The sequence below is a fragment of the Hymenobacter glacieicola genome (assembly GCF_014640315.1).
In the GTDB taxonomy this organism is placed as follows: domain Bacteria; phylum Bacteroidota; class Bacteroidia; order Cytophagales; family Hymenobacteraceae; genus Hymenobacter; species Hymenobacter glacieicola.
Genome location: NZ_BMGS01000006.1, coordinates 1 through 26984, shown reverse-complemented (window position 1 = coordinate 26984; position 26984 = coordinate 1). Strand labels below are relative to the sequence as shown.

Sequence of the window (26984 nt, the reverse complement as noted above, 5' to 3'; positions counted from 1 at the left end):
CATTCAACCACTTACAACACCTGCCCTAGCCCAAAAAGCAGGGTAAACACGAGCGTTGTCAGGGCCATTTGCTTAAGCAGCGGGTCGAGCTGCATGCTGTCCTGGCGCTGCCACACCTGAGTAGCGTTGCGCAGCAGCAGCGGGGCCGCGAGCAGAAACAGCCACTGCCAGGGCGAGTGATACGTGAGGGCCACGTACACCACGGCGCTACCAAAGCCCAGCAGCAGCAGCAGCCAGTGGTAGCGGCGGGCGCGCACCGGGCCCAGCCGCACCGGAATCGTGATTTTGCCGGCCAGCTCATCGGAGCGGATGTCGCGGATGTTGTTGACGTTGAGCACGGCCGTGGCAAAGCAGCCCAGGGCGGCGGCCGGCAGCAGCACCGGCAGCGGCAGGGCCTGGGTCCAGATGTCCACTTGGCTGTAGGCTTGCAGGAAGTACGTGCCGCACACCCCCACTAGCCCGAAGAAAATAAACACCGACAGGTCGCCGAGGCCGGCGTAGCCGTAGGGCTTGGCGCCAGCCGTGTAGTTGACGGCCGCCCAAATGGCCAACAAACCCAGCCCGAAGAAGGCCAGAAAAATCCAGGCGCCCGCCGTGCCCAGAGCCACCCACAGCAACAGCAAACCACTCAGCAAGGAAAGCAGCCCGAACACGCCCATGCCCTTTTTCATCTGCTGGGGGCTGATGGCCCCGCTCTGCACCGCCCGCTGCGGCCCCTCGCGGTGCACGCTGTCGGCGCCGTTCTGCGAGTCGCCGTAGTCGTTGGCGAGGTTGCTCAGAATCTGCAGTAGAATGGTGGTGAGGGCCGCCAGCCCCACTACGGAGCCACGAAACTGCCCGTGGCTGGCGGCCAGAAATCCGCCCGCCATAATGCTGGCCAGGGCCAGCGGCAGCGTGCGGGGCCGGAAGGCCGAAAGCCAGGCTTTGGCCGGGCTCGTGGGGGTAGCGGGCGCGGCAGAAGAGGAAGTTGCCATAAGGAATGGTAGTATCGGGCGCGCTTGCGGCGAGTGCCGCTAGCTACACGGTTGCAAGGGCGGCAATTCGGGCGGCGGTCAGCTCGTGGAAATGACCCACGACCAGATCAGCATGGCTCAGGTCCTGAAGCGGGGAATGCTCACTGTTGTAGCCGATGCAGTACAGGCCGGCAGCCTTGGCGGCCGTGACGCCGTTGGCGGAGTCTTCAATTACCACGCACTCCGCCGGGGGAGCTGCCGACAGAGACGCGGCATGCACAAAAATGGCCGGATCGGGCTTGGAGCGCGGAAAATCCTCGCCACTTACCACGTGGGAGAAGTAAGGGCCCAGGGCAAACCGCCGCATCACCCGGTCGATGGTGGAGTGGGAAGCGGAGGAGGCCAGAATGAGCTGCATGCCGTGCGCGTGCAACTCCTCGATGAGCACGCGCACGCCCTCCAGCAGGTCCAGGTCGGGTTTCTCATCGAAGGCCTGGTTGAAAAACTCCCGCTTCATCATCACCAATTCTTCTACCGGTTGGGCCAGGCCGTGCTTGTCCTTGAGGTACTGGTACACATTCTTGGTGGAGCGGCCGGTGAACGTGGCGTACTCCTCGTCCGGTACCGCAATGCCCAGCTCCCGGAAGTGGCTGAAATAGGCGTAGCGGTGCACCGGCTCGGTATCCACAATTACTCCATCCATGTCAAAAATAACGGTGCGTACCATGCGGGCAGGGGTTAGTTACGGGCGCGAAGGTAGGAAAACCCACCGCTACCTATTGGCCAAAAAAAGCAGCCTGCGCCGCCGTGCCAGCAGAAGCACAGACGGGGCAGGCTGCCGCGCATCAGGTCAGGGGCCGGGCCTACTTCAGGATGGCCGCCACCAGCTCGTCGCTCATGGGCTTTACCTTGGAAGGATAGAAGGCCACCACGTGGCCGGTTTCATCTACCAGGTACTTGCAGAAGTTCCAGCTCGGGGCGTCGGCCACGGCCCCGTTCTTGGCTTTGTCGGCCAGAAACTGGTAGAGCGGCGCCGTGTCGGAACCTTTCACCGAAATCTTGCTGAACAGCGGAAACGTAACGCCGTAGTTTTTCTCGCAGAACGCGGCAATCTGGGCTTCGGTGCCGGGCTCCTGCCCGCCGAAATTGTTGGCCGGGAAACCCAGCACCACTACTTTGTCGCCGTGCTTTTGGTAGAGTTCCTCCAGCTCCTTATACTGCGGAGTGTAGCCGCACTCCGAGGCCGTGTTGACGATGAGTAGCTTTTTACCTTTATATTGGCTGAGCTTCACTTCTTTGCCATCAATGCTCTTGACGGTGAAGTCGTACACGGTGCCGGTAGCCGGGGCGGTGGTTTCGGTAGTCATGGCGGAGGTAGGGGACGAGGTAAAGTTGCAGGAAAAGCCAGCCGCGGCCAGCAGCCCCGACAGGAGCAAAGCTTTCATGGGAAGTTGGACAAATGGGTCAGCAAGCAACCGCCAACCTGACGCAATGTTCAGGTTCTGGCCCGCAGCGAAGGTACAATTGAAGCGGGTTGTTTTTCTGACTTGCGTGCCGCCACTGCTAAAAAGGCCCTACTTTTACACATAGTTGCGTCCTCATTCCGCACTTTCTGTTATGCGTAAGACTCTCCATTCGGTCATTACCGGAACAGGCAGCTACCTCCCCTCACGAGTTGTTAAAAATGAGGAGTTCATTTCTTCCTCCTTCTTTGATGCCACCGGCACGCGGCTGCCCAAGTCGGGGGCGGAGATTGTGGAACGTTTTGCACAAATCACTGACATCCAGGAGCGTCGCTACGTCACCGACGACCAGGTAACTTCTGACATTGCCTTTCTGGCCGCCCAGGATACTCTGCACTCGTGCGGCGCCGATCCGGAGCAGCTGGACTACATCCTGGTGGCCCACAACTTCGGCGACGTCAGCGCCGCCAACAAGCGCTCTGACTTTGTTCCGAGTCTGGCGGCCCGGGTTAAACACAAGCTGGGCATCGAAAACCCGCAGACCATTGCCTACGACCTCCCGTTCGGGTGTCCCGGCTGGCTGCAAGCTCTTATTCAGGCCGACTACTACCTGCGCTCCGGCGACGCAAAGCGCGTGCTGGTTATTGGGGCCGAGGTGCTTTCCCGCGTGTGCGACCCCCACGACCGGGACAGTATGCTCTACGCCGACGGGGCCGGGGCCGTGCTGCTGGAAGCGCGCGAAAGCGACGAGCCGGTGGGCATCCTGTGCCACAGCACCCGCTCCGATACCGTGCAGGCGGCCCACCTGCTGCGCATGGGCGCTTCCTACAATCCAGCCTACGAGGGCCAGGAACTGTTCCTGAAAATGGAAGGCCGCAAGCTGTATGAGTACGCCCTGAAAACCGTGCCCCAGGCCATCAAAGACTGCCTCGATAAAGCAGGCCTACCCCTGGCGGCCATGCACAAGCTGCTGCTGCACCAGGCCAACGGCAAGATGGATGATGCCATTCTCAAGCGCCTCTACAGCCTGTACGGCGAAACTACCATTCCGGAAGAAGTTATGCCCATGACCATATCCTGGCTGGGCAACTCATCGGTAGCTACTCTGCCTACCCTTTTTGACCTGCTGGTGAAGCACCAGTTCAACGGCAACGAAATCACTCCGGGCCAAACCATCCTGTTTGCCTCCGTGGGGGCCGGCATGAACTGCAACGCCGTGGTGTACCGTATGCCGGAACAAGGAGAATAAGGGAGGTAGTACTTGAGCAGGTAAAGTGTCATGGCGAGCAGAGCGAAGCCATCCGTCCTCTCCTTTGTGACCAGCTTAATAAAGTGAGAAGCCCTTGACGTATGGTAGCGTCAAGGGCTCGTCATTTTATTAGGCTTATCACGAAAGAGAGGACGGATGGCTTCGTCGTGCCTCCTCGCCAAGACAGCACGTCAAGCTCACTATTTCACCACCTCACGTAGTGCGCGGGGTCAGCCATTTTTCCAGGTTCAGGGGCTGGTAGGCGAGCATGCTGTCGAGCATGGCGCTGGGGTCGGGGTTGCTTAGGAGCTGGTTGCGGTTTTCGCGGCGCAGCAGGCCTTCGTCGGCCATGTGGTCGAGGGCACGGAGCAGGTGGTCGTAGTAGCCAGCTACGTTGAGTACGCCAATGGGCTTGCGGTGCAGGCCCAACTGCCCCCAGGTCAGCACCTCGAACAGCTCCTCGAGCGTGCCGTAGCCGCCGGGCATGGCCACGAAGCCTTCCGCCAGGTCGGCCATCAACAGCTTGCGCTCGTGCATGCTCTTGACGATGTGCAGCTCCGTGACGCCCCGGTGCTCTACCTCCTTTTCCACCAGAAAATCGGGAATAACGCCAATTACGTTGCCGCCGTGGGCCAAGGCACTGTCGGCTACGGCGCCCATCAGGCCCACGCGGCCGCCGCCATATACCAGGGTCATGCCCCGCTCGGCCAGGGCGCGGCCCATAGCCTGGGCCTGGTGAGTAAACAATTCGTTGGTGCCGCTGCTGGCACCGCAATACACGGCTACGCTTTTCATAGAAAAATACGAGGTAGCAAAAGCGCCTCGCTTAGGTTAATGACAAAAGAAAAACAGCAGCAACGCCAGTCACTGGCATTGCTGCTGAGAAGTAAAAGAACGTCATGTCGAGCGGAGCGAGATGTCTCGCTCCGCTCGACATGACGTTCTGATGAGTTATCTACATCCGCTCGGGCACCTGAATGCCGAGCAGGCCCATGCTGGTCTTGATGGCCCGGGCCGTTTGGGCCGATAAGGCAATGCGGAACGCTTTTTTCGTGGCATCAGCCTCCCGGAAGATTTCCACCTCGGTGTACACCCGGTTATAGGCCTTGGCTACGTCGTAGGCATACTGGGCCACCAGGGCCGGCGACTGGGTGCGGGCGGCTTCGGTTACTACCGCGGCGTAGCGACCCAACTCCTGCACCAGCTCCCGCTCGGTGTCGTGTAGCTCGGTGAGGCTCGTGAGCGAGGCGTCTTCGGCAATGCCCAGCTCGGCGGCTTTGCGGCGGATGGCCGAAATCCGGGCGTGCGAGTACTGGATGAAGGGGCCGGTATGGCCTTCCAGGCTCACCGACTCCTCGGGGTTGAAGAGCATGCGCTTCTTGGGGTCTACTTTCAGCAGGTAGTACTTCAGGGCGCCCAGGCCCAGCATGTGGTAGAGCTCGGCGGCCTGCTCGTCGGTAAGGCCTTCGGTTTTGCCTTTTTCCAGGGTAGCCGCCTGGGCGGCGGCCACCACTTCGCGCACCAGCTCATCGGCATCCACCACGGTGCCTTCCCGGCTTTTCATCTTGCCCGAGGGCAGGTCCACCATGCCGTAGCTGAGGTGGTAAATGGCGTCGGCGTAGGGCTTGTCGAGCTTTTTGAGCACGGCCTTGAGCACCTGCATGTGGTAGTTCTGCTCGTCGGCAATGACGTAGACGGACAGGTCATAAGTGAAATCCTGGTACTTGAGCTCGGCCGTACCCAGGTCCTGGGTGATGTACACCGAGGTGCCATCGGCGCGCAGCAGCAGCTTCTCGTCCAGGCCCTCCTGCTTCAGGTCCACCCACACCGAGCCGTCGTCCTTGCGGAAGAACACGCCTTTCTGCAGGCCTTCCTCTACCCGCTCCTTGCCCAGCAGGTAGGTTCCCGACTCGTAGTAGTACTTGTCGAAATCGACGCCGATGGTCTGGTAGGTTTCGTGGAAGCCCTCGTACACCCAGCCGTTCATCTGGCGCCAGAGGCTGACTACCTGCTCGTCGTTGGCTTCCCAGGCCCGGAGCATGTCCTGGGCTTCGAGCATCATCGGCGCCTGGCGCTTGGCTACGTCGGCGGCGACGCCTTCGGCTTCGAGTTGGCGCACCTGCTCGCGGTAGTGCTTCTCAAACAGCACGTAGTACTTGCCAATCAGATGGTCACCTTTGATGCCGGCCTGCTGCGGGGTTTCGCCGTTGCCGTATTGCTGGTAGGCCAGCATCGACTTGCAGATGTGAATGCCCCGGTCGTTGACCAGGTTCACCTTATTGACGGTAGCGCCGGTAGCCTTCAGAATCTCGGCCACGGAGTAGCCCAGAAAGTTGTTGCGCAGGTGGCCCAGGTGCAGGGGCTTGTTGGTGTTGGGCGAAGAATATTCCACCACTACGTTCTGGGGGCCGCCGGTTTCTATGGGCGCGCCGGCTGGCTGCTGGCGGAGCCGGTCGAACAGCTCCACCCAGGCCGTATCGGCAATTTCCAGGTTCAGGAAGCCCTTGACCACGTTGTAACCTTTCACCAGCGGCTCGTTTTGCACCAGCCACTCCCCAATGCCCTGCCCGATTTGCTCGGGGCCTTTGCCCAGGGTTTTGGTGAAGGGAAACGTGACGAGCGTAAACTGGCCGGCAAACTCCTTGCGCGTGGGCTGCAACGTGAGCTGGGGCGAGGCTACCTCGGCGTCAAATACGTTCTTGATGGCGGCGCCGAGGGCCGCCTTGAGGGTTTGTTCGAGTTGTTGCACAGAAAGCGAATCGCTTAAAGGAAGCCGGATGACCCCGGGCTTCCGGAAGATGAATACTTTGAAAACGAGGAACGGATACCGCGTAAACTACGGGCTAGGCGGCCGCACGCTACTCCAAAACGTGGGAGTAGAGCAGCCGCGCAGGCCCCAGCTTACGCTAGAGTCGTCGTTGCGTACGGTTCCAAAGAATCGGCTTCATAACGAATAAGGGTGGCGGGCTCACCGGCCGGCCGCAGCTGCAAAGGTAGAAAGCCCGGCCGGATGCCGGCTGAAAAAATACGCGGAGTCCCGGCTAGGGCCCCGCCGCCCGGGGGCGCCCGCTCGCAAATGGCCCTAACCCCAGCCCGCCTGCCTGCGTGTATGGTTGCAACCCGTAACTTGCGCCCCACGCATGAACGTTCATCTCCAGCAAATCCTCGACAATCCCCTGGCCGCCTTGGCCATTGTGGGTAACCTCGTCATCATCGAAAGCCTGCTCTCCGTGGACAACGCCGCCGTGCTGGCCACCATGGTTTCCGACCTGCCCCGGGAGCAGCGCCACAAGGCGCTGCGCTACGGCATTATCGGAGCCTACGTGTTTCGGGGGCTGTGCCTGCTTTTTGCGTCCTACCTGATTCAGTTCTGGTACCTGAAGCCCCTGGGCGGCCTGTATCTGCTGTACCTGGCGTACAGCCAGTTTGCGAGCAAGCACGGCTCGCAGGAAGAAAACGTGGACAAGGAGAAAAGTTGGTTTTACCGGCATACCCTGGGCCTGATTGGCCCCTTCTGGGCCACGGTGGCCCTGATTGAGCTCATGGACCTGGCTTTTTCCATCGACAACGTGTTTGCCGTGGTGGCCTTCACCGACAACCTGATTCTGATTTGCGGGGGCGTGTTCATCGGGATTCTGGCCATGCGGCTGGTAGCGCAGGCCTTTGTGCTGCTCATGGGCAAGTACCCGTTTCTGGAAACGGCCGCGTTTATCGTCATCGGCATTCTGGGCCTGAAGCTGCTGCTGTCCTTGTTCGAGCACTACCTGCCCCAGCATCCGTTCAGCCACTTCCTGGCCAGTGAAACCGCCGACGTGGGCCTGACGATTCTGACGGTAGCCGTATTTGCCGTGCCCTTGCTCACCTCCTGGCTGTTTGGAGTGCCCTACCGCCAGGGCAGCCGGTGAGTTTGCAACTCAGCGCCCCTCAGCCTACATGACAACGCCCGCTTGCAGCTTACTAGCCGTAACCGGGCGTTGTCATGTGGGCTGAGGGGCGGGTGCTGCACCGGCTTAGTTACTGGCCCGGCGCAGCTGCAAATCCACGCGCTTGGGGTTGCCGCGCGTGAGTACCGGGTAGGCCACGTCGGTTCGAAACAGCAGCCGGCCGCCATCCGTAATGCGGGCCTGCAGGGTGTAGGTGTTGTTGGGTTGGATGCGGGCCGTGTCGTAGCGCAGGGTAAACGGCAGCGGCACCTGCCGGCCGTTGGGCCGAATGGTCACTGAATCGATGACGATAGCAGCTACATCTTGCAAAGAGGCATCCTGCAGTTGTACCCGCACCACAGCCGTCGGCGACAGAGCCATTCGCTCCCGGTAAGCCACGGTGCCCGTAATAGAGTCTTTCACGACCACGGGCGTAGTTCGGCCACCTGGTTTGGAGGGAACCGAAGGGGTAGCCGTGCAACTGGCCAGCAGCAGCAACCCAAGAGCATACAACAAACCTGATTTCATGGGCAAGGAAAGCTAGCGGATACAAACGCAACGGGTAGGCACGAATGTATCCGCTTTTTCCTGGTTGTCAAGCGCCTGCACCACGCTGCCAGCAGCCCCGCCCTTACCGGCTGACTACTTCTTCCAGGCGCAGCCGTTTCTGAATGGCGTCGGTGGCGGCTTCCAGAATATCGAAGGCATTGGTAGCCATGGTATTCTCGCTGTCGAGCGTAGGATTGATTTCTACCATTTCAAAGCAGACGACCCGGTCGTTGTCGAGCAGGGCGCGGCACAGGCTGATGGCTTCCTCCACGTTGAGGCCTTCCTCCACCGGCGTGCCGGTGCCCTTGCTGAAGCGCGAATCCAGGGAATCCACGTCGAAGGATACGTACACCAGGTCGCAGAAGCGCAGGCGCTCGAACACCTCGCGCGCTACCTGCCGGGTGCCCTTGGCCTTCACCTCGTCCAGCTTGTAGTTTTTGATGCCCAGGCGGTCAATAATGGCGTCTTCCTCGTACTCCGTGTCGCGCACTACAATGTACACCAAGTGCTCCCCGGTGACTTTGGGCCCAGGCTCGCCCAGGTTTTTGAGCTTCTGCCAGAAGAATTCGGTTTCGGGCTCCACGTGGTTGCGCTGGCACTCGCGGTTATCATCGCCCAGGCTGATGGCGAGCGGCATGCCGTGCATGTTACCCGAGGGGGTAGTAAATGGGGAGTGGATGTCGGCGTGGGCATCAACCCAAACCACACCCAGCGTTTTGTGGGGGTAGGCCGCCTTAATGCCCGCAATGGTGGCGGAGGCGTTGCTATGGTCGCCGGCCAGTACCAGCGGGAACTCCCCGAAGCGCAATGTCTGTTCTACGGCGCTGGCAATACCTTTTTGCACCGTGTAGATAGAATCGATGTGTTTGGCCTTCGGAAAATGGTTTTTTTCGAAGAGCACGTGGTTCAAATCGGGCACGCTAACCGAGTTGAACCGACGGAAGTAGTCAGAACCCTTGTTGAGGCAGGCCACCTTCAGGGCATCCACGCCCAGACTGGCACCACGGGTTCCGGCCCCGAGTTCGGAGCGTACTTCCAGAAGCTTAATGCGTCGCATATTACATTGGCAGAAAAGAGGTTAGGTGGTTTAGATGCTTGCCGATTGAGCGAAAACGCTTCCACTCAGGCTTGACGCGCGCGGACCTTCCGGCGCAACCAACGAACAAAGCACAACCAAAACCCCCGCGAGGGGGTATCTTTGCGGGTCCTAAGTTCGGAAAAAGCCGGCGGGTTTAGAAATCTGGCAAGCTCAACCTTTATACCACTGCCCGGCTGTGCTGCACGCAGCGGCCCGGCCTTTTTCGCCTCACTTCCCATTCCTCAGAAACGCCTTTAATGGATACCTACCACGACCTGATTTCGCAGACGTTCGATTTCCCGACCGACGAGTTTCGGGTGGAGCAAAACGAGCTGCGCTTCCATGATATTGACTTGATGGCGCTGGTAGAAAAGCACGGCACGCCCCTGCGCCTGGCCTACCTGCCCAAAATCAGCTCCCAGATTCAGCGGGCCAAGGAGTGGTTCCGCACGGGTATCGAGCAAACCGGCTACCAGGGCAAGTACTCCTACGCCTACTGCACCAAGGCCTCCCACTTCTCCTTCGTGGTGGAAGAAGCCCTGAAAAACGGGGTGCACATTGAAACCTCCAGCTGGTTTGATACCAACATCATCCGGGCCATGCACGCCAAGGGCAAGGTCACGAAGGACACGTTTATCATCTGCAACGGCTTTAAAACCGAGGAGTACAAGTACGAAATCACCCGCCTCATCAACGACGGGTTCGTGAACTGCATGCCCATCCTGGACTCGCCCAACGAGGTAGACTACTACCACGACAACGTGCGCGAGAAGTGCAACATAGGCATGCGCCTGGCCTCCGACGAGGAGCCGCGCTTCCAGTTCTACACCTCCCGCCTGGGCATCCGCTACACCGACGCGCTGCCCCTCTACCAGCAGAAGATCAAGGACGACCCGCGCTTTGAGTTGACCATGCTGCACTACTTTATCAACACCGGCATCAAGGACACCAGCTACTACTGGTCGGAGCTGAGCCGCTTCGTGCATAAGTACTGCGAGCTGCGCAAGGTGTGCCCCACGCTCACTACCATTGATATTGGCGGGGGCCTGCCCATTCAAACCAGCATTCAGAAGGAGTACGACTACCCCTACATGATTGCCGAAGTACTGCGCACCATCAAGCGCATCTGCGAGGAAGAAGGCGTGCCGGAGCCGGACATTTTCACTGAGTTCGGCATCTTCACGGTGGGCGAATCGGGCGCCACCATCTATAGCATCCTGGACGAGAAGCTGCAGAACGACAAGGAGCTGTGGTACATGATTGATGGCTCGTTCATCACGAACCTACCCGATACCTGGGCCCTGAACCAGCGCTTCATCATGCTGGCCCTCAACGGCTGGAACAAGCAGTACAAGAAAATCCAACTCGGCGGCCTCACCTGCGACTCTCAGGACTACTACAACGCCGAAAAGCACATTTATCAGGTGTTTCTGCCCGAGCGCAAGCCGGCCGATGCCAAGCCTCTGTACGTGGGCTTCTTCCACACCGGAGCCTACCAGGAAAGCCTTTCGGGCTACGGCGGCGTGAAGCACTGCCTGATTCCGGCCCCGAAAATGGTTATTCTGGACCGCGCCGAGGACGGCACCCTCACCGACCGGGTTTTCGCCGAGGAGCAATCCGGCGAGTCGATGATGCGGATTCTGGGCTACCAGTCCTGAAACACGTGAAAAACGGGAGCCTCCGGCCGCGGAAGCTCCCGTTTTTTATCGAGTATGGCAGGCTGCTGGTCGAAGTCGGGGCGCGGTGAGTTGCAAGCCGTTGCCGGTTCGGCTACCTTTACCAGCTGACACGTACATTCGGGCCTGGCCCCTTCGCTTATTTCACTACCTCTCATGAAAAAATTGCTACTTCTCGCTTGCGTAGCCGGCCTTGGGCTCAGCTCCTGCAACAAAAAGTCCCAGTGCCCGGCCTACAGCAGCACGAAAGATGCCGCGCGCATTTCCTCCACCATCACGGCCCAGCACGGCCCGGCTACGGAGCGCCAGTAAGGCCCGGTGCTGCTGCAACCGCTAGGTAGCAAACCTGTTTGCTGAAAGCCTTCTTCCTGCCGGAAGAAGGCTTTTTTTGTACTTATCAGTTAAATTATTATTTAGAACGAACTAGACAATTTCACTGTTAGCCAATCGTTAGTCCGTGGAAAGCGCTGCTGTTGAATTGATTGGTTGGGCTTCCGCACATCACCTTATTGCATTTTCCCATGAAGAAACTACTCCTATTGAGCGTTGTCGCGCTGATGGGTACTGCTTCTTGCCGGACCAAGTGCCCGGCTTACTCAGCTACCAAACCCGACACCCGCGTGGCCGCCCCGGCCATGGCCAGCACGGCTACCCCGCCAGAGCGGCAGTAACTCTCACCGCGTTTACTCTGGCTCCCCTATCCGCAGCGGCCTCTTTCCTTAGGGAAGGAGGCCGCTGCGGGCGTTTCAGAGGCTAGCGGCCGGCTAGTATCAGGTTGGTGGCGGCGCGCAGGTTGGCCACGCGGGGCTGGTAGTCGGCGGGCTCGGAGGTGCCGACCAGAATGCCGCGCACGCCTACCTTGTGGCCGGCTTGCATGTCGCGCAGCCGGTCGCCCACCATCCAGCACTGGGCGGGGTCAAGCTGAAACCGAGCCAGGGCTTTTTCCAGCATCAGCGAATCGGGCTTGCGCAGCAACGACTCCGAAACGCTGGGGTGGGCCGGGGCAAAATAGCAGGCATCGAGGGCGTGGCCGGTGGCTTGCTGCAGCTTTTGGTAGCAGGCTTCCACTTCCGCGGCCGTGTACAGGCCCTTGGCAATGCCGGCCTGGTTGGTTACCACGATGAGGTAGTAGCCGGCTTGCTTGAGGCGGGCCAGGCTTTCGGGCACGTCTTCCAGCACCACCAGTTTCTCCAGTTCCCAGACGTAGTGCCCGATTTCTTCATTTAGCACGCCATCACGGTCCAGAAATACAGCTTTGTTCATGTTGTGTTAGGTGATGGGGTGATGGGGTGAAGAAGTGATGAGGTGATGAGGTAAATAGTGACAGGTAAATGGTGATGAAGTAAAGGGTGATGAGGTAAATGGTAATAAGAGGTAAATGGTAATAAGTAGATAGTCAGGGAGCGGTGAGGGGGGATATGAAATAACCTTAGCCGGGCAAAGGTAAGGCCCTGCCCCAACCTGTTACCTTTGCGTCCCTTTCTACTTTATCACCTCATCCCCTTTACCTCATTACCCTTTACCTGTCACCATTTACCTGTCACTATTTACCTCATCACCCCATCACCCCATCACTTAAATAAATATGGCCATTGCAATTCTGGGCGGCGGCATTTCAGGCCTTACCCTGGCCTGGTATCTGCAACGCGCCGGCATCGACTACGATTTGTTTGAGGCCTCGCCCCGCCCCGGCGGCACCATCCGCTCGGAGCAGCACGGCCCGTACCTGCTGGAAACTGGTCCCAACTCCCTGCAGCTTTCCGAGGAGCTGCGGGAGTTGCTCGACGGGCTGGGCTTGACGCCGCAAATTCAGGATGCGGCGGCCGTCAGCCAGAACCGCTACGTGCTGCGGCAGGGCCGCTACCAGCAGTTGCCCGCCTCGCCCCCGAAGCTGCTGACCAGCTCCTTCTTCAGCCTAAAAACCCGGTTCAGCCTCCTGCGGGAGCTCACCCGCCCGGCCGCCCCGGCTGACCCGCAGGAAACGCTGGCCCATTTTTTCCGCCGCCGCTTCGGCCCGGAGGTGGTTGACTACGCCCTGAACCCATTTATTTCGGGCATCTACGCCGGCGACCCGGAGCAACTGCTTCTGCACAAAACGTTTCCGCAGCTGGCCGCGCTGGAGCAGCAGCACGGCTCCGTAGTGCGCGGGCTGATGAAAAGCAAAAGTGCCGCCGCGGGCCGCCGCCGCATCTTTACGCTGCGCGAAGGCCTGCAAACCCTCCCTGATACCCTGGCCCGGAAGCTGCGCCGCGCCCATTTCGGCCAGGGAGTTACCTCCCTGCACCGCCGCCCCGATGACGGCCGCTGGGAGCTGGAAACCACGGCCGGCCCCGCTCCCCGTCTCTACCACCACGTAGTGCTGACCCTGCCGACCTACGCCGCCGCCCCGCTGCTCCAGGACCAGTTTCCGGATGCCGCGGCTGCCCTGGCCCAGGTGTACTACCCCCCCATGACGGCTGTGTACACGGCCTATCCGCGCGCCGCGGTGCAGCACCCGCTTGATGGATTTGGGGCCCTGCATCCGAAGGTGGAGCAGCCCTACGCTGCCGGCAGCATCTGGACCAGCTCCATTTTTCCCGATCGGGTGCCCCCCGGGCAGGTCCTGTTTACCACCTTCGTGGGGGGTAGCCAGTACGAAGCCCAGGCCCGCCAGCCGGCAGAAGCGCAGAAAGCCGCCGTGCACGAGGAGTTGAGCCGCTTCTATGGGGTGGGCGCCGGCGTGCAGCCCCTGTGGCAGCACCGCTACTATTGGGAGCGGGCCATTCCGCAGTTCGATACCCGCATTGTGCCGGCTCATGCCGCGGCTGATGCTCTGGCGCTCCAGGGCTTGCACGTAACGGCCAACTGGCGGGCCGGCGTCGGGGTGCCCGACTGCGTACGGCACGCCCGGGCCCTGGCCGCTACGCTGGCCGGGCGCTAGTAGCGAGTCGTCCTTTTCCTGGCTGGTTATTGCGGTTACCACGGCCAGAACTTAAGCCTTCGTTTCGCATGTTAGCCAGAGGGCACAACCCGGTAAAGAGGCAACCCGGAACCGTGTTTTTGCATCTGTAGCTACCACCCGAAGTTTGCGTGTGGTTGCGGCCCAGCTTTGCGGCGGCACACGAAACAAACTTCTACCTTTACGGCAATGAATAACGGGCTTGTCCTGATACCAACCTACAATGAGCGGGAAAATGCGGAGCTAATCATCCGTAAGGTTTTCTCATTGCCCCAGCATTTCGATGTGCTCATCATCGATGACGGCTCGCCGGATGGCACCGCGGATATTGTGCGCGGGCTGCTACCGGAGTTTGCCGGTCGGCTGTTTCTGGAGGAGCGCAAGGGCAAGCTGGGCCTGGGTACCGCTTACATTCACGGCTTCCGCTGGGCCCTGGCCCGGGGCTACGAGTACGTGTTCGAGATGGACGCCGACTTCTCCCACAACCCCGAAGACCTGATTCGCCTTTACGACGCCTGCGCCCACCAGGGCTACGACTTGGCCATTGGCTCGCGCTACATTCAGGGCGTGAACGTGGTCAACTGGCCCATGGATCGGGTGCTGATGTCGTACTTTGCCTCGGCCTACGTGCGCCTGATTACGCGCATGCCCATTATGGACGCCACGGCGGGCTTCAAATGCTACTCGGCTCAGGTGCTGCGTACTATCCCGCTGGAGCACATCAAGTTTGTGGGCTACGCCTTCCAGATTGAGATGAAGTGGCTGGCCTACAAGTATGGTTTTCGCATCAAGGAAGTGCCCATTATTTTCACCGACCGGACCCGGGGAGCCTCGAAAATGAGCAAGGGCATTTTCAAGGAAGCCCTCTTTGGGGTGGTGCAAATGAAGATCAGCAGCTGGTTTCGGCAGTTTAACCGGGCAGCGGCCCCAGCCGGGTCGGTTACGGCTACCCCTACCCTAACGGTGCAGTCGGCAACTTCCGCCTCGGAAACCCGGTAAGTATTTCGGGCACAGTTCGGGTGCCCGGCGCGGCATATTGCGGCGGCCCCGTATCTTACCGCCCATGGAAAACACCCCGCTCTTCTGGGTTGGCTTCAACGCCTTCGTACTGGTCCTGTTGCTGCTCGATCTGCTGGTCTTCAACCGCAAGGCCCACGTAGTGCGCATGCGCGAGGCCCTGGGCTGGAGTGCGTTCTGGATTGTGCTGTCCCTGGGGTTTAACTACCTGGTGTACCGCTGGCAAGGCGAGACGGCGGCCCTGGAGTTCCTCACCGGCTACCTTATCGAGAAGTCGCTGAGCGTCGACAACCTCTTTGTCTTCCTGCTGATCTTCACCTACTTCAAGGTTCCGCAGCAGTACCAGCACAAGATTCTGTTCTGGGGTATTATCGGGGCCCTGGTGCTGCGGGCGGCCTTTATTTTGGCGGGCGCGGCCCTGCTGGCCAAGTTTCATTTCCTGCTGTATGTGCTGGGGGCCTTCCTGGTGTATACCGGTGTTAAGATGGCCACTAGCGGCGGGGAGCCCGAAATTGACCCCGACAACAACCCCGTCGTCAAATTCCTGAGTCGGCACTTGCCCATCACCAACCGCCTGCACGAGGGCAAGTTCTTCGTGCGCCAGAACGGGACGCTCTTTGCCACGCCCCTGCTGGTGGTGCTGGTGATGGTGGAAACCACCGACGTGGTTTTCGCCGCCGACTCTATTCCGGCCATCCTGGCCATTTCGCGCGACACGTTCATTGTGTATACCAGCAACGTATTCGCCTTGCTGGGGCTGCGGGCTTTGTACTTCGCGCTAGAAGGCCTGATGCGCCTCTTCCACTACCTGCACTACGGCCTGTCGCTGATCCTGATATTTATCGGGGGCAAGCTGCTGGTAGCCGACCTGGCCCACATTCCCATGGGCGTTTCCCTGGGCGTTGTCGGGCTGATTCTGGGGGGCTCCATCGTCCTTTCCCTAGTATTTCCGAAGAAGGAGCAGCCGCCCGTTCCCCCGGAGGAGCACTAAGGCAGAGTTGTATTTTTCACGCCGAAGGCCCGCAACTGCTAAGCAATTGCGGGCCTTCGGCACTTCTACCAGAGCCTGGTACGCTTACAGCTTGGTGGGCGGGGTAGCGGGTTGCTGGGCGGGGGGCGCGTCCTGGGTGGTATTCACGCCGGCATCCGGGGCAGTGTTGCCCCCGAGCAGGTCAATCAGGTTCAGGGGTTCGTACTGCGAGGAGTCGGCGGCTACTACCGTGCGCACCGTGTCACGGGTAGCGCGCACGATAAACTTGCGGGCCGGCCCGTTGATGTTGATGGCGTAGCCCAGGTTCTCGTAGTCGCTCTGGGCAATCAGGCCTTTACGGGCCATCAGGCCGGCAATCAGGCGGTAGAAGTACCGCGCCGAGCCCCGCAATTCCCCGTACTGGTTAAAGGAGTAGCGGTAGTACTTGGGCTTGGGAATGATGCTGGCCAGGTACAGGCTTTCGGTGAGCGTGAGGTTGTCGGGCCGCTTATCGAAGTAGAACTCGGCCGCTTCGTGAATGCCGTAAATCTTCGGGCCCCACTCAATGATGTTGAGGTAGACCTCAAACATCCGCTCCTTGGAGGCCAGGCGGGTATTTTCGATAATCCAGACAATCAGGGCCTCTTCAGCCTTGCGCACCAGCGTTTTCTTGCGCGTCAGAAACACGTTTTTCACCAGCTGCATGGAGATGGTGCTGCCGCCGCGGGCAAAGCGCCGCTCCTTCAGGTTCTGGATGGCCGACTTGACAAAGGCCTTTTCCATGAAACCGCGGTGGGTAAGGAAACGCGGATCTTCGGCCGTCATAATGGCCGCCTTCAGGTAGTCCGACACCTCGTTGTAGGGCGTGAACTCCGGGTTGGAGGGCCCTACCGTAAAGGTTTTCACGGAATCACCCTTGTCGTTATAGGCCGTGTACGGGAACTCCTCGTTGAGCTTGTTCAGGTTTTCGCGGCCGAAGCGCGTGACGCGGAATTTGGTGGCCTGCAACCCCGAATTAAACTTGAGGCTATCCAGCTTATTCATGTCCAGATCGGCCATCAGGCGGTACTTGAGCGTACCCTCGGCCTGGGTGCCTTCCAGGGTTTCAAACACGCCCTCGGGCAGGGAGGCAAAGAAGTCGTTGGCCTTGGTTTCGGCCGACTCCACGTTCAGCTTCAGCTGGATACCGGCCAGCAGCTGGTTGCGGTTGGTCAGGCCGTTGATGTCCTTGCCAATAACCCGTTCGGGCACCGGCAAGCGGCGCACACTTAGTTCCGGAAACAGCTCCATGCGGTTGAGCAGCACCCGGGTCCCCTTCTCCAGGGCAAACGAGGCCTGGCCCAGCTTCATCACGAAATCAATGCCACCGCGCGGGAAACGCACGTCGCTGTCGGAAAGCTTGGGGTGATTGACGATGAAGTTGGCGGCCGAGGCCGTGCCGTGTAGGGTCAGTTCATCGTCGCCGTTCAGGTCTTTGTCGCTCAGGCTTACGCGCACGGTATCAAACTGCACCCGGGCGCCGTAGCGGCTCTGCACGTAAGGCAGCACCACGGGCCGGCGCTCCAGGCCAAACACCTGCGCGTCCACCTCATAGTCGCCGGCATCAATGCGGCCCTGCACGCCCATCCGGTTTTCCACCGAGTCAATGACGGCCGTGAGCTGGCCCGTGATGTCGCCGTCCTCAATGGCCAGGCGCGGCATGGTTAGGGTTGCCTCGTGGCGGGGGCTGCGGTACGTAACCAGGAAATTGCGGAAGTCGGCTTCCTCCGGAATGTTGTCGAAGGTGGCCTCCAGCAGTTGGTTGGCCAGCAGCCCGTAGTTTGTGCCTTTGGTCGTATCGCGCGGCACTTCGGGCTGGTTTTTCTTCTTTTTATAGAGAAACGAGTAGTTATCCTGGCCGGTGCGGGTTTGCCGGGCGCTAAGGCGGGCATCGTCGATTTCGAGGTTGCTGAACACCGGCCGGCCCGCAAACAGGCTGCGCACGCTCAGGGAGGCCCGCACAGTTTTAGCTTGCAGCAGCGTGTCGGGGGTAGCGGTGGGCACCAGGCTCACACCGCTGAGCTGCACCGTGTTCAGGTCGGTAAAGCGGGCCGGACCCAGGGTCAGCACCACGGGATATTTGCGCTCCACTTTGGCTTTCACCTGCTGGAGGGCGTAATCCAGCAATTGCTGCCGCTTGAACAGGAAAATACTTAGGCCCAGGAGCAAAAGCGCCGCCAGGATGCCGAGGCTAATGCCGATTTTTTTCTTGGTAGCTGGAGTCACGCGAACAGGTCGGGAGAAAGGAAGTCGCGGCCGGGCCTGCCAGATTCGTGCCGAACCCACCGCCGCTCGGACGACAAAGGTAGCGAAAAAGGCCCGCGCCCCGATTGGCTTGCGTCGGGGCTTCCCCTACCTTTGGCTTGTCCTGGCCAATTTTTCCTTCTACGCATGTCCGCTACTGTCGACTACGCCTTGCTCACGCCGCTCACCGCCGTTTCGCCGCTTGATGGGCGCTACCGCCCCCAAGTGGCCCTGCTTGCTCCCTATTTTTCGGAGCTGGCCCTGATTCGCTACCGCGTGCTGGTGGAAGTGGAATACTTCATTGCCCTCTGCGAGCTACCGCTGCCGCAGCTGGAGGGCCTTGATACCGCCACGCTGGAAGGCCTGCGCAGCATCTACACTGGCTTTTCTGATCAGGATGCCCAGGCCGTGAAAGCTCACGAGAAAGTTACGAACCACGACGTGAAAGCCGTGGAGTACTTCCTGCGCGACCAGTTCACGGCCCGCGGCCTAGCTCCGTACGTGGAGTTCATTCACTTCGGCCTGACGTCGCAGGACATCAACAACACGGCCATTCCCCTGAGCCTGCAGCACGCCCTGATTCACACTTTGTTGCCGGCCTACGCGAAGGTGCGCAACCAGCTGGCCACCCGCGCCACCGAGTGGAGCGCCGTGCCCATGTTGGCCCGTACCCACGGCCAGCCGGCCTCCCCTACCCGCTTGGGTAAGGAAATACAGGTGTTCGTGGCCCGCCTCGATGCCCAGGTGGAACTGCTCGGGCAGGTGCCCTTCGGTGCCAAGTTTGGCGGGGCCACCGGCAACTTCAACGCCCACCACGTGGCCTACCCCGATACCAACTGGCACAACTTTGCCCGCCAGTTTGTGGAAGGCCGGCTGGGGTTGAAGCGCAGCTACCCTACCACCCAGATTGAGCACTACGACCACCTGGCCGCCCTCTGCGACGCGCTCAAGCGCCTCAATACCATTCTGATTGATCTGGCCCGTGACGTGTGGCAGTACATTTCTCTGGGCTACTTCCGCCAGACTATTAAGGAGGGAGAGGTAGGCTCTTCAGCTATGCCGCACAAGGTGAACCCCATTGATTTCGAAAACGCGGAAGGCAACCTGGGCCTGGCCAACGCGGTGCTGGAGCATTTGTCGGCCAAACTTCCCATTTCCCGCCTGCAGCGCGACTTAACCGATTCCACGGTGCTGCGCAACCTGGGCGTTCCACTGGGCCACACCCTCATTGCCCTGACGGCTTTGCAGCGCGGCCTCAACAAGCTGGCCCTCGATGAAGAAGCTCTGCGCCGGGACCTGGACGCCAACTGGCCGGTAGTGGCCGAAGCCCTGCAAACCATTCTGCGCCGCGAAAATTACCCCGACCCCTACAACGCCCTCAAAGCCCTGACCCGCACCCACGGTGCCATTACGGAAGATACCATCAGCGCCTTCATTGATACGCTTGATGTCAGTGACAAAGTAAAGGGTGAGCTGCGCGCCATTACCCCCGCTAACTATGTCGGGATATAGCTGCGCCGGTCAAGCACTTTCACTGTGTCATTCGGTGCAATGGCAATGAATGAATCTGGGGTTGCCAGATGATGGACCCTGCTTCCTTGCTACCGCTCAGACTAACAATCATCTGCTACCGATTCTTTACCGTCCGTTTCGTCAGAACCCGAGATAGTACTTACCTTAAGCCTGCTTCATTTAGCCCTCAGCAGAGCCTAGCTTGTTACTAAGACCGGGCAACAGACTTGTTCTGCCCGGTTTTAGTAACAGATAAAACAAGGTTCAAGATATTGTTACCGATTAGTAACAATATCTTGAACCTTGTTTTATCTGTTACGCTTTATAGGTTAACTTACTCTGTAGCAGTAGAACTGGCCAAATGCACTAGCGTGGCATGGTGATTTGGAGGTAGGCTGGACACTTACCAAAGGAACATCGACTCTTCTGCTGCCGCTATTAGCAACGCGCGCGAGCCGTAAATCTGCTTTATTGGGGTAGCCCTGCTATTTTTACCGGCTCATATCCCGCTCCGCATCGTGCCCCAGCTTTCCAACGGCGTACCCGTTCATCCCGACTGCCGCCATTTCCGCGGTGATATTCCCTGCCGCCCCAACAAAGAACACGGCTACCAGTGTGCTGACTGTCCCGTGTACGTACCCACTGAGCAGCGTATCCTCATCATCAAACTCGGGGCCATCGGCGACGTGATTCGGACGACGCCGTTGCTACGGCGGCTGCGGCAGGAGTACCCGACTAGCAAGATTACCTGGCTCACGCTTACGCCTGCTATTCTCCCCCAGGGCGAAATTGATGAGGTCCTAAAGCTGGAGTTGCCCGCCGTGCTGCACCTGCAGCAGCGGGAGTTCGACCTGCTGTTTAACCTCGATAAGGACAAGGAAGCCTGCGCCCTGCACGACTCTATCCGGGCCACGCGAAAGTTTGGCTATACCCTGCACCCGCAATACGGGGTAGCCTGGCCAGGCAATGCTTTGGCGGAGCACAAGTACCTGACCGGCGTTTTTGATGAGCTGAGCCTGCAGAATCAGAAGCCCTACGTGCAGGAAATCTTCGAGCTAAGCGGCTTTGACTTTCGGGGCGAAGAGTACGTCTTCGACACCCACCAAGACAAGGGCTACAACTGGAGCACCCTGCCTACGGGCCGCCCGCGCATCGGCCTGAACACCGGCTGCGGCGACCGGTGGACAACCCGCCTGTGGTCGGATGAGAAATGGGAAGCCCTGATCAGCCAGCTGCAAGCCGCTGGCTACGCGCCCGTGCTGCTGGGCGGCGAGGCCGAGGCGGAGCGCAACCACCGCCTGCAGGCGGCTACCGGCGCTGCCTACTTAGGTACGTTTCCGCTGCCGCAGTTCATTAACCTCATGCACCAAATGGATGGCATTGTAACGCAGGTGACCATGGCCATGCACATCAGCATTGCCCTGCGCAAGCCCACCATCCTGATGAACAACATCTTCAACCCCTACGAATTCGACCTCTACGGCCGGGGTCAGCTAGTGCAGCCCGACCGCCAGTGCGTCTGCTTCTACCGCGGCTCTTGCAAGCTCGGCACCAGCTGCATGGAGGAGTTGCCGGCGGAAAAGGTATTTGCGGCAGTGCGAGCCAGCGTAGCGGTGTAAGCGCCTGGTGAGAAGGCATGACAAGCGGCTACCCCGCTACTTCCTTTAGAGCTTTTACCATCACCTCCCACGAGAATTCCTTTTTCTTGGCCCATACGCCCGCTGTGAACTCCTGCTCCCGGTCCTGCTCGTAGAAATCGACCAGGGCATCGGCAATGGCTTTGGGGGTAGGCGGCACTACGTACCCTACCTCGCCGTTCGGAATTAACTCGGCTAGCCCGCCGACGTCCGTTACCAGCATGGGCCGGCTGAAGTGGTAGGCAATCTGGGAGACGCCGCTTTGGGTAGCGTTTTTGTAGGGCTGCACCACCATATCGGCGGCGCAGAAGTAATCCACTACCTTTTCATTGGGGATGAAGTCGGTAGCTCGCACAATGCGGCTTTCCAGCTGGTGTTGCCGAATCAACTCCTCGTAGGGCGCGGCGTCCTCGTAGTACTCGCCGGCAATGATGAGCTTCACGGGCAGTTTAGCGAGGCGCTCATCGGCAAAGGCCTGCAAGAGAATATCCAGCCCTTTATAGGCCCGAATAAAGCCGAAGAACAGCAAGTATCCTACCTGTGGATCGAGGCCGAGGGCGTGCAGAGCTTCCGTTTTGGACTTGAGCGGCCCGAAGTTGTCGTAGAGCGGATGGGGGCGGTACAGGGCGGGCTGCTTGAAGTGCAGGCGGCGCAAATCAGCCAGCACGGCCCGGCTCATGGTCACGAAGCCCTGACAGGCGGCCAGGAAGTAACGCGTGAGCGGCCGGTCGCCGGGGCGCTTTTCGTGCGGAATTACGTTGTCGGTGATGGCTACCACTCGGGTATGGCGGTTGCGGCGCACCAGGCGGGCCACCGTCCCGAGGGCAGGGCCCATAAAGGGTAACCAAAACCGAAAAATCACCAGGTCCGGCCGCTCCCGCCGCAACCGGTTGCCCACTTGGTACCAGCTCAGCGGGTTTACAGAGTTCAGGCTAACCTCAATATTCAGGTCGTTGGGGCCAGCCTCCGTGCTGAACTGGGTCTGACCAGGAAACAGAAAGTCGGGGTACTGGAGCGAGAAGGTAACTATGCGTACCTCGTCGCCGGCCTCCTGGAATGCCCGCGCCAGCCGCTCGTTGTAGGTTGCCAGTCCACCCCGGAGCGGATACGCCGGGCCAATGATGACGACTTTCATAAGCACAAGCTAGTAAAAAGCCGCCCCGCTACGCACAGCAGGGCGGCTTTACAAAAGGTGGTTACTTCAGGTTTAGCTTCTCCCGCACCAGGTAGTCGTTGCGGTGGGCACCGTTGAGCTGGACCATTTCGGCCAGAAATCCCGCCAGAAACAGCTGTATTCCGATGATAACGGCGACCAGGGCCAGGAAAAACAAGGGCTGGGCCGTGACGTCGCGGGCGTGCAGGTTGTGCTGAGCCAGCCACACTTTCTCTCCTACCAGCCACAGGGTAATTAGCATACCCACCAAAAACGACAAGGAGCCCAACGTGCCGAAAAAGTGCATCGGCCGCCGCCGAAACCGGCTCACAAACGTGATGCTCATCAAGTCCAGGAAGCCGTACACGAACCGTTCTAAGCCGAACTTCGTGACGCCGTACTTGCGCTCCTGGTGCTGCACTACTTTCTCGCCTATTTTGCGGAAGCCGGCCCACTTGGCAATTACGGGGATGTAGCGGTGCATTTCGCCGTACACTTCCACGCTTTTCACCACGCGGCTGTTGTAGGCTTTCAGTCCGCAGTTAAAGTCGTGAAGCTGAATGCCGGAAATCCAGCGCGTCACGCCGTTGAAGAGCTTGGTAGGAATGGTTTTGCTTAGCGGGTCGTAGCGCTTCTTTTTCCAGCCGCTTACTAGGTCCAGGCCTTCCTCCGTAATCATGCGGTAGAGGCCCGGCAACTCCTCCGGTGAGTCCTGCAAATCAGCATCCATGGTGCACACCACCCGGCCCGTGGTTTCCTTAAACCCTACGTTCAGGGCCGCCGACTTACCGTAGTTGCGGTTAAAGCGGATACCGCGCAGATGCACGTCATCGGCCGCCAACTCCTCAATTACTTCCCAGGAGGCATCGGTCGAGCCATCATCAATCAAAATGACCTCGTACGTAAGCCCGTGCTGGGTAAGCACCCGATGAATCCAGCGCGTAAGCTCCGGCAAAGACTCGGCTTCGTTGAGCAGGGGAATAACGATGGACAGCTCAACGGGAAAATGCTGCGAAAGACGCTTACTCAAACTCAGGGCGGGAATGTTTAGTGAAGGCCGAAATAATCAAGGATAAAATCAAACCGCCTATTACGCCTCCAAAGATTGTTTTGACGATCGACAGCGCGGAACCCATTTTCTCCTGGGTGAAGTCAGCCAAGCCTTTTTCCATTGCTTCTTCTGGCAAATTAAGCTTGGCAAGCGTTTCCTCCGTGTAGTCACGTATGGACTGCACATAGTTGGTATCGAGGAAATTAATATATACGTAGTTGAAAACACCTGACAGGACGCCATACAGCATGCCAATCATCAGACCGATGACGATACCTTGTTTGTATGTCATGAAGCCGGTGTTATTCCGCTTAAATTCCTTGTGCGCCATCACCATACCCACAATCCACAGAGCAGCTATGAGGACCAGTGAAACAATAGGCATCTTGAAGCCAAGACCTGTCATTCTGAAGATGAGGTCTAGGATAACTCCAGCAATGCCAACGATCAAGCCGTAGCGGATGCCAACCGAAACTGGGGTGGCAGTGGGGGTAGCAGTGTTTTCCATAGCAGAAGGGGTTTAGTTGCTCTGAGGGCGGAAGGTAGATTATTTCCGCAAAAACACCCCACCCGGAATGCTAAGCAGCACCCCGAATATCATTTTCTTGAATAATTCATCTTGGGCAAAAGCCGCCGGTGTATGCGCCAGGTCACGCAGGGCGGCTTCATACTGCTGCCGTCCGTTGGGCTGCTTCAGGTAGAAATCCTGAGCATTCGTCAGTAGCTGGCGCGCCTCCACCAAGTGCTGCTCAATCAGCGCCGGTCCGGTTAGTCGCGAAAAAGTATACAGCCCTACTGCCGCCACACTGGCCCCAACCAAGGTCGTGAGCAGGCCCACCCCAATGGATTTGCCGAGCCCGGGGCCATCAGCGTAATAGCGGCGCAGCAGGATCTGGCTAATTATGGCCGCTACTGGTGGGAAAAAGTCAGATAGCGTCCGTTTCGGACCGTACGCGTTGTTGCCCGTCAGATGCAGGAACAAAAACCAAGCAATGCAGAGGGCCCCTGTGAGAAGGCCATACAACATGGCGGTGCGCAGGACTGGGTGCGGGGAGGAAGAAGTGGATGCCAATGCCAAGAGATAATGGGAGTGGCAAGATACAACGCCAACAGGCAAACTAGGCGGCTACCGCGGCGGCCGGCGTGGCGCGGCGGCTCCAGCGTAGCAGTACACCTTCCAGCAGCAAGCAGATCAATGCCCCCCACAAGCAGTAGCGCCATAGGGGTACCCCCACGCGCGTGGCTTTGTAGTGCGCTGCTACTGTTTGTCCCTGCCCCGGCTCATATACCTGAATATTTGGGCGGTTCGGCCCTATCAGTTGGCGCAGCTCGGTGGCAGAATAGCTTCGCAAGTCCGATTCACGCTTGTCGAAATTGAAGGCAAGCGTGGCAACTGTTTTGCCGGCCCGTTGCAGAGCATATAAGCCCGGTTCCCGCAATCCGGGCGGCACATCCAGATGCAGTACGCTTCCCTGCTGGCGCTGAACGGGGATATACGTGAGACTATCCTTCACCAAGCGGTACACAACGTTATCTGCGAGGCTGGTTTGCTCTTGCTTTGGTAAGCGTAGCGTTATCGTCTGCTGATTGAGCCGGTAGGCAGGCTGCTGCTCCTGCTGATAGCTTTGCATGGCCAGCCGGTACATCACCGGCACAAACAGCGGGTGCTGAGCAAAGTCTGAATACGATGCGTTTAATGGCGCTGCAAATACATACACCATTCCTTTTCCATTCGGAAAACCTGCCAAATACGCTTCGCCGTCCCGCATCCGTAACACATCGGTACCGGAACGGGCCCAACGTAGCGTGGGGGCCGCTTTAGGCATGCCAGCTCGTTGGTTAGCGTTCGTAAAGACATCCCGAAAAAACGGATTTTGCGCACTGGGCATTGCCACTTCCTGCAATACTGGTCCGCTACCTGCCTGAGGCTGCCACTGCACAGAGCCAACACCTAGTTCCCGAAACAACCGATTATATGATTCCTGACTGCTACCAACAGCTGACGGCACAATAACCAAGCTTGCTCCTTGTTGAACAGCCCGCCGCAAGTTCTCGCGTAGCCCCGCCGAAACAACAGGCGCCTCTCGCAGCACCAGCAGATTCGCATTTAGCAGGCTCTGATAATCTGACGTCTGCGTTCCAGCGTAGCGGTAGGAAAAGAGAGGTTCGTTAGCGTAAAGCCGCGCTAACTGTTGCTCACCAGCCAGTTCCACAATGGCAATTTGGGTAGCCGGTTGCAGCGTGAAATAGTACGTGTTGTCGAAATCAACCGGAAAATCCTCTATTTCGACCCGACACTCTTGCGCTACAGCATTCGTTAGCCGTACCCGAACCTGACTGGTTACAGCCTGATGCGCTGGCACGCTAACCTGCAGCACCGCAGCTTGCTGACGACCAACGAACAGTTTAACCTGACAATTAGTAGCCGGCTGCTCTCCTCCATTTCGCAAGCGAATATGCAGCCGTAGGTCAACTTCGTGACGAACGAAAGCATCATCCAGCCATACGCTATCCACAAAGGCATTAGCGGCATCCTGCGCAGCAAACGGCACCAGAAACGTCTGCCGGGTAGTGTCAAGCTCCCGAATAGATCGGGTAGAGAAGCTTTTTTTCTGAAAGTCGGAAAAGACAAATAAAGGACCAGTTGCTTGTTGCTGCTGACTTTGCACCAGCCACTGACCCAGATCAGGAGCTTGCCCCGTCACTTGCACTTGTTCAACTGCGGCCTGGTACTCTGCAGATCCTAAAGCGGTTTTTCCACCGGGAAGCAATGAGTAGCGCGCCGTAGACGGGAACGCCAAAGGCAACGTAGCTGCCTCCTGAATTGCATGCTCCAGCACCGTCTGCTCGTCACGCCCTAGGCGACGCATACTAGGCGAGTTGTCCAATACTACCCCCACCGTCCCGGTAGCCGCGTCTGATTTTACAGGAGCAGGAATAAAGGGTTGAGCGAATAACAGAACCAAGAAGGTTATTAGTCCTATACGCGCCAGTAGTACTGCTAAGTGCTTTAACCTTCTTTGGCGAGCTGTGACGAGCTTCACCTCACGAATGAATTCTACGTTGGAAAAAAGTAGCCTATGGGGGCGCCTCAATTCAAACAAGTGAATAGCAATTGGAATAGCAACAGCCAACAATCCAATTAAAAACCACGGGTAGGTAAAGGCCATGTAAGAAGATGTGAACCCATGAAGATACACACAAAAGATCTTCCTATTGATGCATCTACCGTTTCTATTAACTATGTAGGAGCACTTAACTTAAACAGTAAACACTTACTTAGCTTCGAGCTAAACCATTAAATAATTTATGGCTGCTTGATATACAGTAGCTAAAAGGCAAAACCCAAGGGATGGTTCTGTTTCCCCTCTCCTCGCCCTTGGGGTGGCGGCCAGCGTGGTGGCCGGCAAGCCGACGGCGGCAGCCAGAGCCCGGGGAAGGCGGAGCGGGGGCAGGGCAGGCCGGGGGGCTTACAACACAACTGCCCCCCGCAGCACAAGGTCGCGGGGGGCAGCAGGATGTGATAAGGTTG

At 58.8% G+C, this 26984-nt stretch carries 24 protein-coding genes; 10 read left to right on the top strand and 14 right to left on the bottom strand.

The features are described from left to right. Positions 1–11: 11 nt before the first annotated feature. The 3 genes from IEW18_RS12125 to IEW18_RS12115 form a co-directional block, all read right to left on the bottom strand. Positions 12–974, bottom strand: a complete 963-nt coding sequence (locus tag IEW18_RS12125; protein ID WP_188558127.1) for a 1,4-dihydroxy-2-naphthoate polyprenyltransferase — start codon at positions 972–974, stop codon at positions 12–14. A 43-nt stretch (positions 975–1017) separates the two neighbouring features. Next, positions 1018–1680, bottom strand: a complete 663-nt coding sequence (locus IEW18_RS12120) for an HAD family hydrolase (RefSeq protein ID WP_188558126.1) — start codon at positions 1678–1680, stop codon at positions 1018–1020. A 136-nt stretch (positions 1681–1816) separates the two neighbouring features. Then, positions 1817–2398, bottom strand: a complete 582-nt coding sequence (locus tag IEW18_RS12115) for a glutathione peroxidase (protein ID WP_188558125.1) — start codon at positions 2396–2398, stop codon at positions 1817–1819. Positions 2399–2570: 172 nt separating this feature from the next. On the opposite strand from IEW18_RS12115, the gene IEW18_RS12110 reads away from it, so the two are divergent. Continuing rightward, entirely contained in the window at positions 2571–3665 is a 1095-nt protein-coding gene (locus IEW18_RS12110; protein ID WP_188558124.1) for a 3-oxoacyl-ACP synthase III family protein, read from the top strand. 213 nt (positions 3666–3878) lie between these two features. On the opposite strand, the gene IEW18_RS12105 is transcribed toward IEW18_RS12110, so the two are convergent. Beyond that, complete coding sequence (locus IEW18_RS12105; protein ID WP_188558123.1) at positions 3879–4460, bottom strand: LOG family protein; 582 nt, start codon at positions 4458–4460, stop codon at positions 3879–3881. 160 nt (positions 4461–4620) lie between these two features. Next, the gene (gene argS / locus IEW18_RS12100) at positions 4621–6414 is read right to left on the bottom strand and encodes an arginine--tRNA ligase (RefSeq protein ID WP_188558122.1); all 1794 of its coding nucleotides are present in this window, start codon (positions 6412–6414) and stop codon (positions 4621–4623) included. A 391-nt stretch (positions 6415–6805) separates the two neighbouring features. Here argS and IEW18_RS12095 point away from each other — a divergent pair, with 391 nt between their 5' ends. Beyond that, the gene (locus tag IEW18_RS12095; RefSeq protein ID WP_188558121.1) at positions 6806–7570 is read left to right on the top strand and encodes a TerC family protein; all 765 of its coding nucleotides are present in this window, start codon (positions 6806–6808) and stop codon (positions 7568–7570) included. A gap of 105 nt (positions 7571–7675) precedes the next feature. On the opposite strand, the gene IEW18_RS12090 is transcribed toward IEW18_RS12095, so the two are convergent. Beyond that, positions 7676–8116 (bottom strand): YbaY family lipoprotein, encoded by a 441-nt coding sequence (locus IEW18_RS12090; RefSeq protein ID WP_188558120.1) that lies wholly within the window; start codon positions 8114–8116, stop codon positions 7676–7678. 103 nt (positions 8117–8219) lie between these two features. Continuing rightward, entirely contained in the window at positions 8220–9194 is a 975-nt protein-coding gene (locus tag IEW18_RS12085) for an arginase (protein WP_188558119.1), read from the bottom strand. A gap of 278 nt (positions 9195–9472) precedes the next feature. Between IEW18_RS12085 and IEW18_RS12080 the strand changes: the two genes are divergently transcribed. The 3 genes from IEW18_RS12080 (at position 9473) to IEW18_RS12070 (ending at position 11562) form a co-directional block, all read left to right on the top strand. Further along, positions 9473–10873 carry a type III PLP-dependent enzyme domain-containing protein gene (locus IEW18_RS12080; RefSeq protein WP_188558118.1) on the top strand — a complete coding sequence of 467 codons (1401 nt, stop codon included), beginning with the start codon at positions 9473–9475 and terminating at the stop codon, positions 10871–10873. Positions 10874–11047: 174 nt separating this feature from the next. Then, positions 11048–11203, top strand: a complete 156-nt coding sequence (locus tag IEW18_RS12075) for a hypothetical protein (RefSeq protein WP_188558117.1) — start codon at positions 11048–11050, stop codon at positions 11201–11203. Between the two features lie 209 nt (positions 11204–11412). Beyond that, complete coding sequence (locus tag IEW18_RS12070; protein ID WP_188558116.1) at positions 11413–11562, top strand: hypothetical protein; 150 nt, start codon at positions 11413–11415, stop codon at positions 11560–11562. Between the two features lie 82 nt (positions 11563–11644). Here the strand turns inward: IEW18_RS12070 and IEW18_RS12065 are convergent, their stop codons facing one another. Next, positions 11645–12154: a D-glycero-alpha-D-manno-heptose-1,7-bisphosphate 7-phosphatase gene (locus tag IEW18_RS12065; RefSeq protein ID WP_188558115.1), complete on the bottom strand. Its 510-nt coding sequence runs from the start codon at positions 12152–12154 to the stop codon at positions 11645–11647. A 322-nt stretch (positions 12155–12476) separates the two neighbouring features. Between IEW18_RS12065 and hemG the strand changes: the two genes are divergently transcribed. From hemG to IEW18_RS12050, 3 genes are all read left to right on the top strand, one after another. Then, complete coding sequence (gene hemG / locus IEW18_RS12060) at positions 12477–13811, top strand: protoporphyrinogen oxidase (protein ID WP_188558114.1); 1335 nt, start codon at positions 12477–12479, stop codon at positions 13809–13811. 207 nt (positions 13812–14018) lie between these two features. Then, positions 14019–14828: a polyprenol monophosphomannose synthase gene (locus IEW18_RS12055; RefSeq protein ID WP_188558113.1), complete on the top strand. Its 810-nt coding sequence runs from the start codon at positions 14019–14021 to the stop codon at positions 14826–14828. Between the two features lie 64 nt (positions 14829–14892). Then, complete coding sequence (locus tag IEW18_RS12050) at positions 14893–15837, top strand: TerC family protein (RefSeq protein WP_188558112.1); 945 nt, start codon at positions 14893–14895, stop codon at positions 15835–15837. Between the two features lie 84 nt (positions 15838–15921). Here the strand turns inward: IEW18_RS12050 and IEW18_RS12045 are convergent, their stop codons facing one another. After that, positions 15922–18081, bottom strand: a complete 2160-nt coding sequence (locus tag IEW18_RS12045) for a biosynthetic peptidoglycan transglycosylase (RefSeq protein ID WP_188558111.1) — start codon at positions 18079–18081, stop codon at positions 15922–15924. Positions 18082–18246: 165 nt separating this feature from the next. Here IEW18_RS12045 and purB point away from each other — a divergent pair, with 165 nt between their 5' ends. Then, positions 18247–19611 carry an adenylosuccinate lyase gene (gene purB, locus IEW18_RS12040; protein ID WP_188558110.1) on the top strand — a complete coding sequence of 455 codons (1365 nt, stop codon included), beginning with the start codon at positions 18247–18249 and terminating at the stop codon, positions 19609–19611. Positions 19612–20129: 518 nt separating this feature from the next. Further along, a complete protein-coding gene (locus IEW18_RS12035; RefSeq protein WP_188558109.1) occupies positions 20130–21230 on the top strand; it encodes a glycosyltransferase family 9 protein in 1101 nt (366 codons plus the stop codon). A 28-nt stretch (positions 21231–21258) separates the two neighbouring features. Here IEW18_RS12035 and IEW18_RS12030 read toward each other — a convergent pair whose 3' ends face one another. The 5 genes from IEW18_RS12030 to IEW18_RS12010 all read right to left on the bottom strand — a co-directional run bounded on the left by IEW18_RS12030 (position 21259) and on the right by IEW18_RS12010 (position 26622). Continuing rightward, positions 21259–22383 carry a glycosyltransferase gene (locus IEW18_RS12030; RefSeq protein WP_188558108.1) on the bottom strand — a complete coding sequence of 375 codons (1125 nt, stop codon included), beginning with the start codon at positions 22381–22383 and terminating at the stop codon, positions 21259–21261. Between the two features lie 61 nt (positions 22384–22444). Continuing rightward, positions 22445–23431, bottom strand: coding sequence for a glycosyltransferase family 2 protein (locus IEW18_RS12025; RefSeq protein ID WP_188558107.1), 987 nt, complete (start codon positions 23429–23431; stop codon positions 22445–22447). Continuing rightward, positions 23424–23960: a DUF4199 domain-containing protein gene (locus tag IEW18_RS12020; protein ID WP_188558106.1), complete on the bottom strand. Its 537-nt coding sequence runs from the start codon at positions 23958–23960 to the stop codon at positions 23424–23426. The genes IEW18_RS12025 and IEW18_RS12020 overlap by 8 nt, the downstream gene beginning before the upstream one ends. A gap of 39 nt (positions 23961–23999) precedes the next feature. Continuing rightward, positions 24000–24524 (bottom strand): DUF4199 domain-containing protein, encoded by a 525-nt coding sequence (locus IEW18_RS12015; protein WP_188558105.1) that lies wholly within the window; start codon positions 24522–24524, stop codon positions 24000–24002. Positions 24525–24570: 46 nt separating this feature from the next. Further along, complete coding sequence (locus tag IEW18_RS12010) at positions 24571–26622, bottom strand: BatA domain-containing protein (RefSeq protein ID WP_188558104.1); 2052 nt, start codon at positions 26620–26622, stop codon at positions 24571–24573. Positions 26623–26984 lie beyond the last annotated feature (362 nt).

Coding starts and splice junctions, on each gene's coding strand:
- hemG (WP_188558114.1), top strand. CDS start 12,477: ATGGCCATTGCAATTCTGGGCGGCGGCATTTCAGGCCTTACCCTGGCC.
- IEW18_RS12050 (WP_188558112.1), top strand. CDS start 14,893: ATGGAAAACACCCCGCTCTTCTGGGTTGGCTTCAACGCCTTCGTACTG.
- IEW18_RS12125 (WP_188558127.1), bottom strand. CDS start 974: ATGGCAACTTCCTCTTCTGCCGCGCCCGCTACCCCCACGAGCCCGGCC.
- IEW18_RS12085 (WP_188558119.1), bottom strand. CDS start 9,194: ATGCGACGCATTAAGCTTCTGGAAGTACGCTCCGAACTCGGGGCCGGA.
- IEW18_RS12090 (WP_188558120.1), bottom strand. CDS start 8,116: ATGAAATCAGGTTTGTTGTATGCTCTTGGGTTGCTGCTGCTGGCCAGT.
- IEW18_RS12010 (WP_188558104.1), bottom strand. CDS start 26,622: ATGGCCTTTACCTACCCGTGGTTTTTAATTGGATTGTTGGCTGTTGCT.
- IEW18_RS12020 (WP_188558106.1), bottom strand. CDS start 23,960: ATGGAAAACACTGCTACCCCCACTGCCACCCCAGTTTCGGTTGGCATC.
- IEW18_RS12075 (WP_188558117.1), top strand. CDS start 11,048: ATGAAAAAATTGCTACTTCTCGCTTGCGTAGCCGGCCTTGGGCTCAGC.
- IEW18_RS12070 (WP_188558116.1), top strand. CDS start 11,413: ATGAAGAAACTACTCCTATTGAGCGTTGTCGCGCTGATGGGTACTGCT.
- IEW18_RS12055 (WP_188558113.1), top strand. CDS start 14,019: ATGAATAACGGGCTTGTCCTGATACCAACCTACAATGAGCGGGAAAAT.
- purB (WP_188558110.1), top strand. CDS start 18,247: ATGTCCGCTACTGTCGACTACGCCTTGCTCACGCCGCTCACCGCCGTT.
- IEW18_RS12095 (WP_188558121.1), top strand. CDS start 6,806: ATGAACGTTCATCTCCAGCAAATCCTCGACAATCCCCTGGCCGCCTTG.
- IEW18_RS12110 (WP_188558124.1), top strand. CDS start 2,571: ATGCGTAAGACTCTCCATTCGGTCATTACCGGAACAGGCAGCTACCTC.
- IEW18_RS12120 (WP_188558126.1), bottom strand. CDS start 1,680: ATGGTACGCACCGTTATTTTTGACATGGATGGAGTAATTGTGGATACC.
- IEW18_RS12080 (WP_188558118.1), top strand. CDS start 9,473: ATGGATACCTACCACGACCTGATTTCGCAGACGTTCGATTTCCCGACC.
- IEW18_RS12065 (WP_188558115.1), bottom strand. CDS start 12,154: ATGAACAAAGCTGTATTTCTGGACCGTGATGGCGTGCTAAATGAAGAA.
- IEW18_RS12030 (WP_188558108.1), bottom strand. CDS start 22,383: ATGAAAGTCGTCATCATTGGCCCGGCGTATCCGCTCCGGGGTGGACTG.
- IEW18_RS12105 (WP_188558123.1), bottom strand. CDS start 4,460: ATGAAAAGCGTAGCCGTGTATTGCGGTGCCAGCAGCGGCACCAACGAA.
- IEW18_RS12115 (WP_188558125.1), bottom strand. CDS start 2,398: ATGAAAGCTTTGCTCCTGTCGGGGCTGCTGGCCGCGGCTGGCTTTTCC.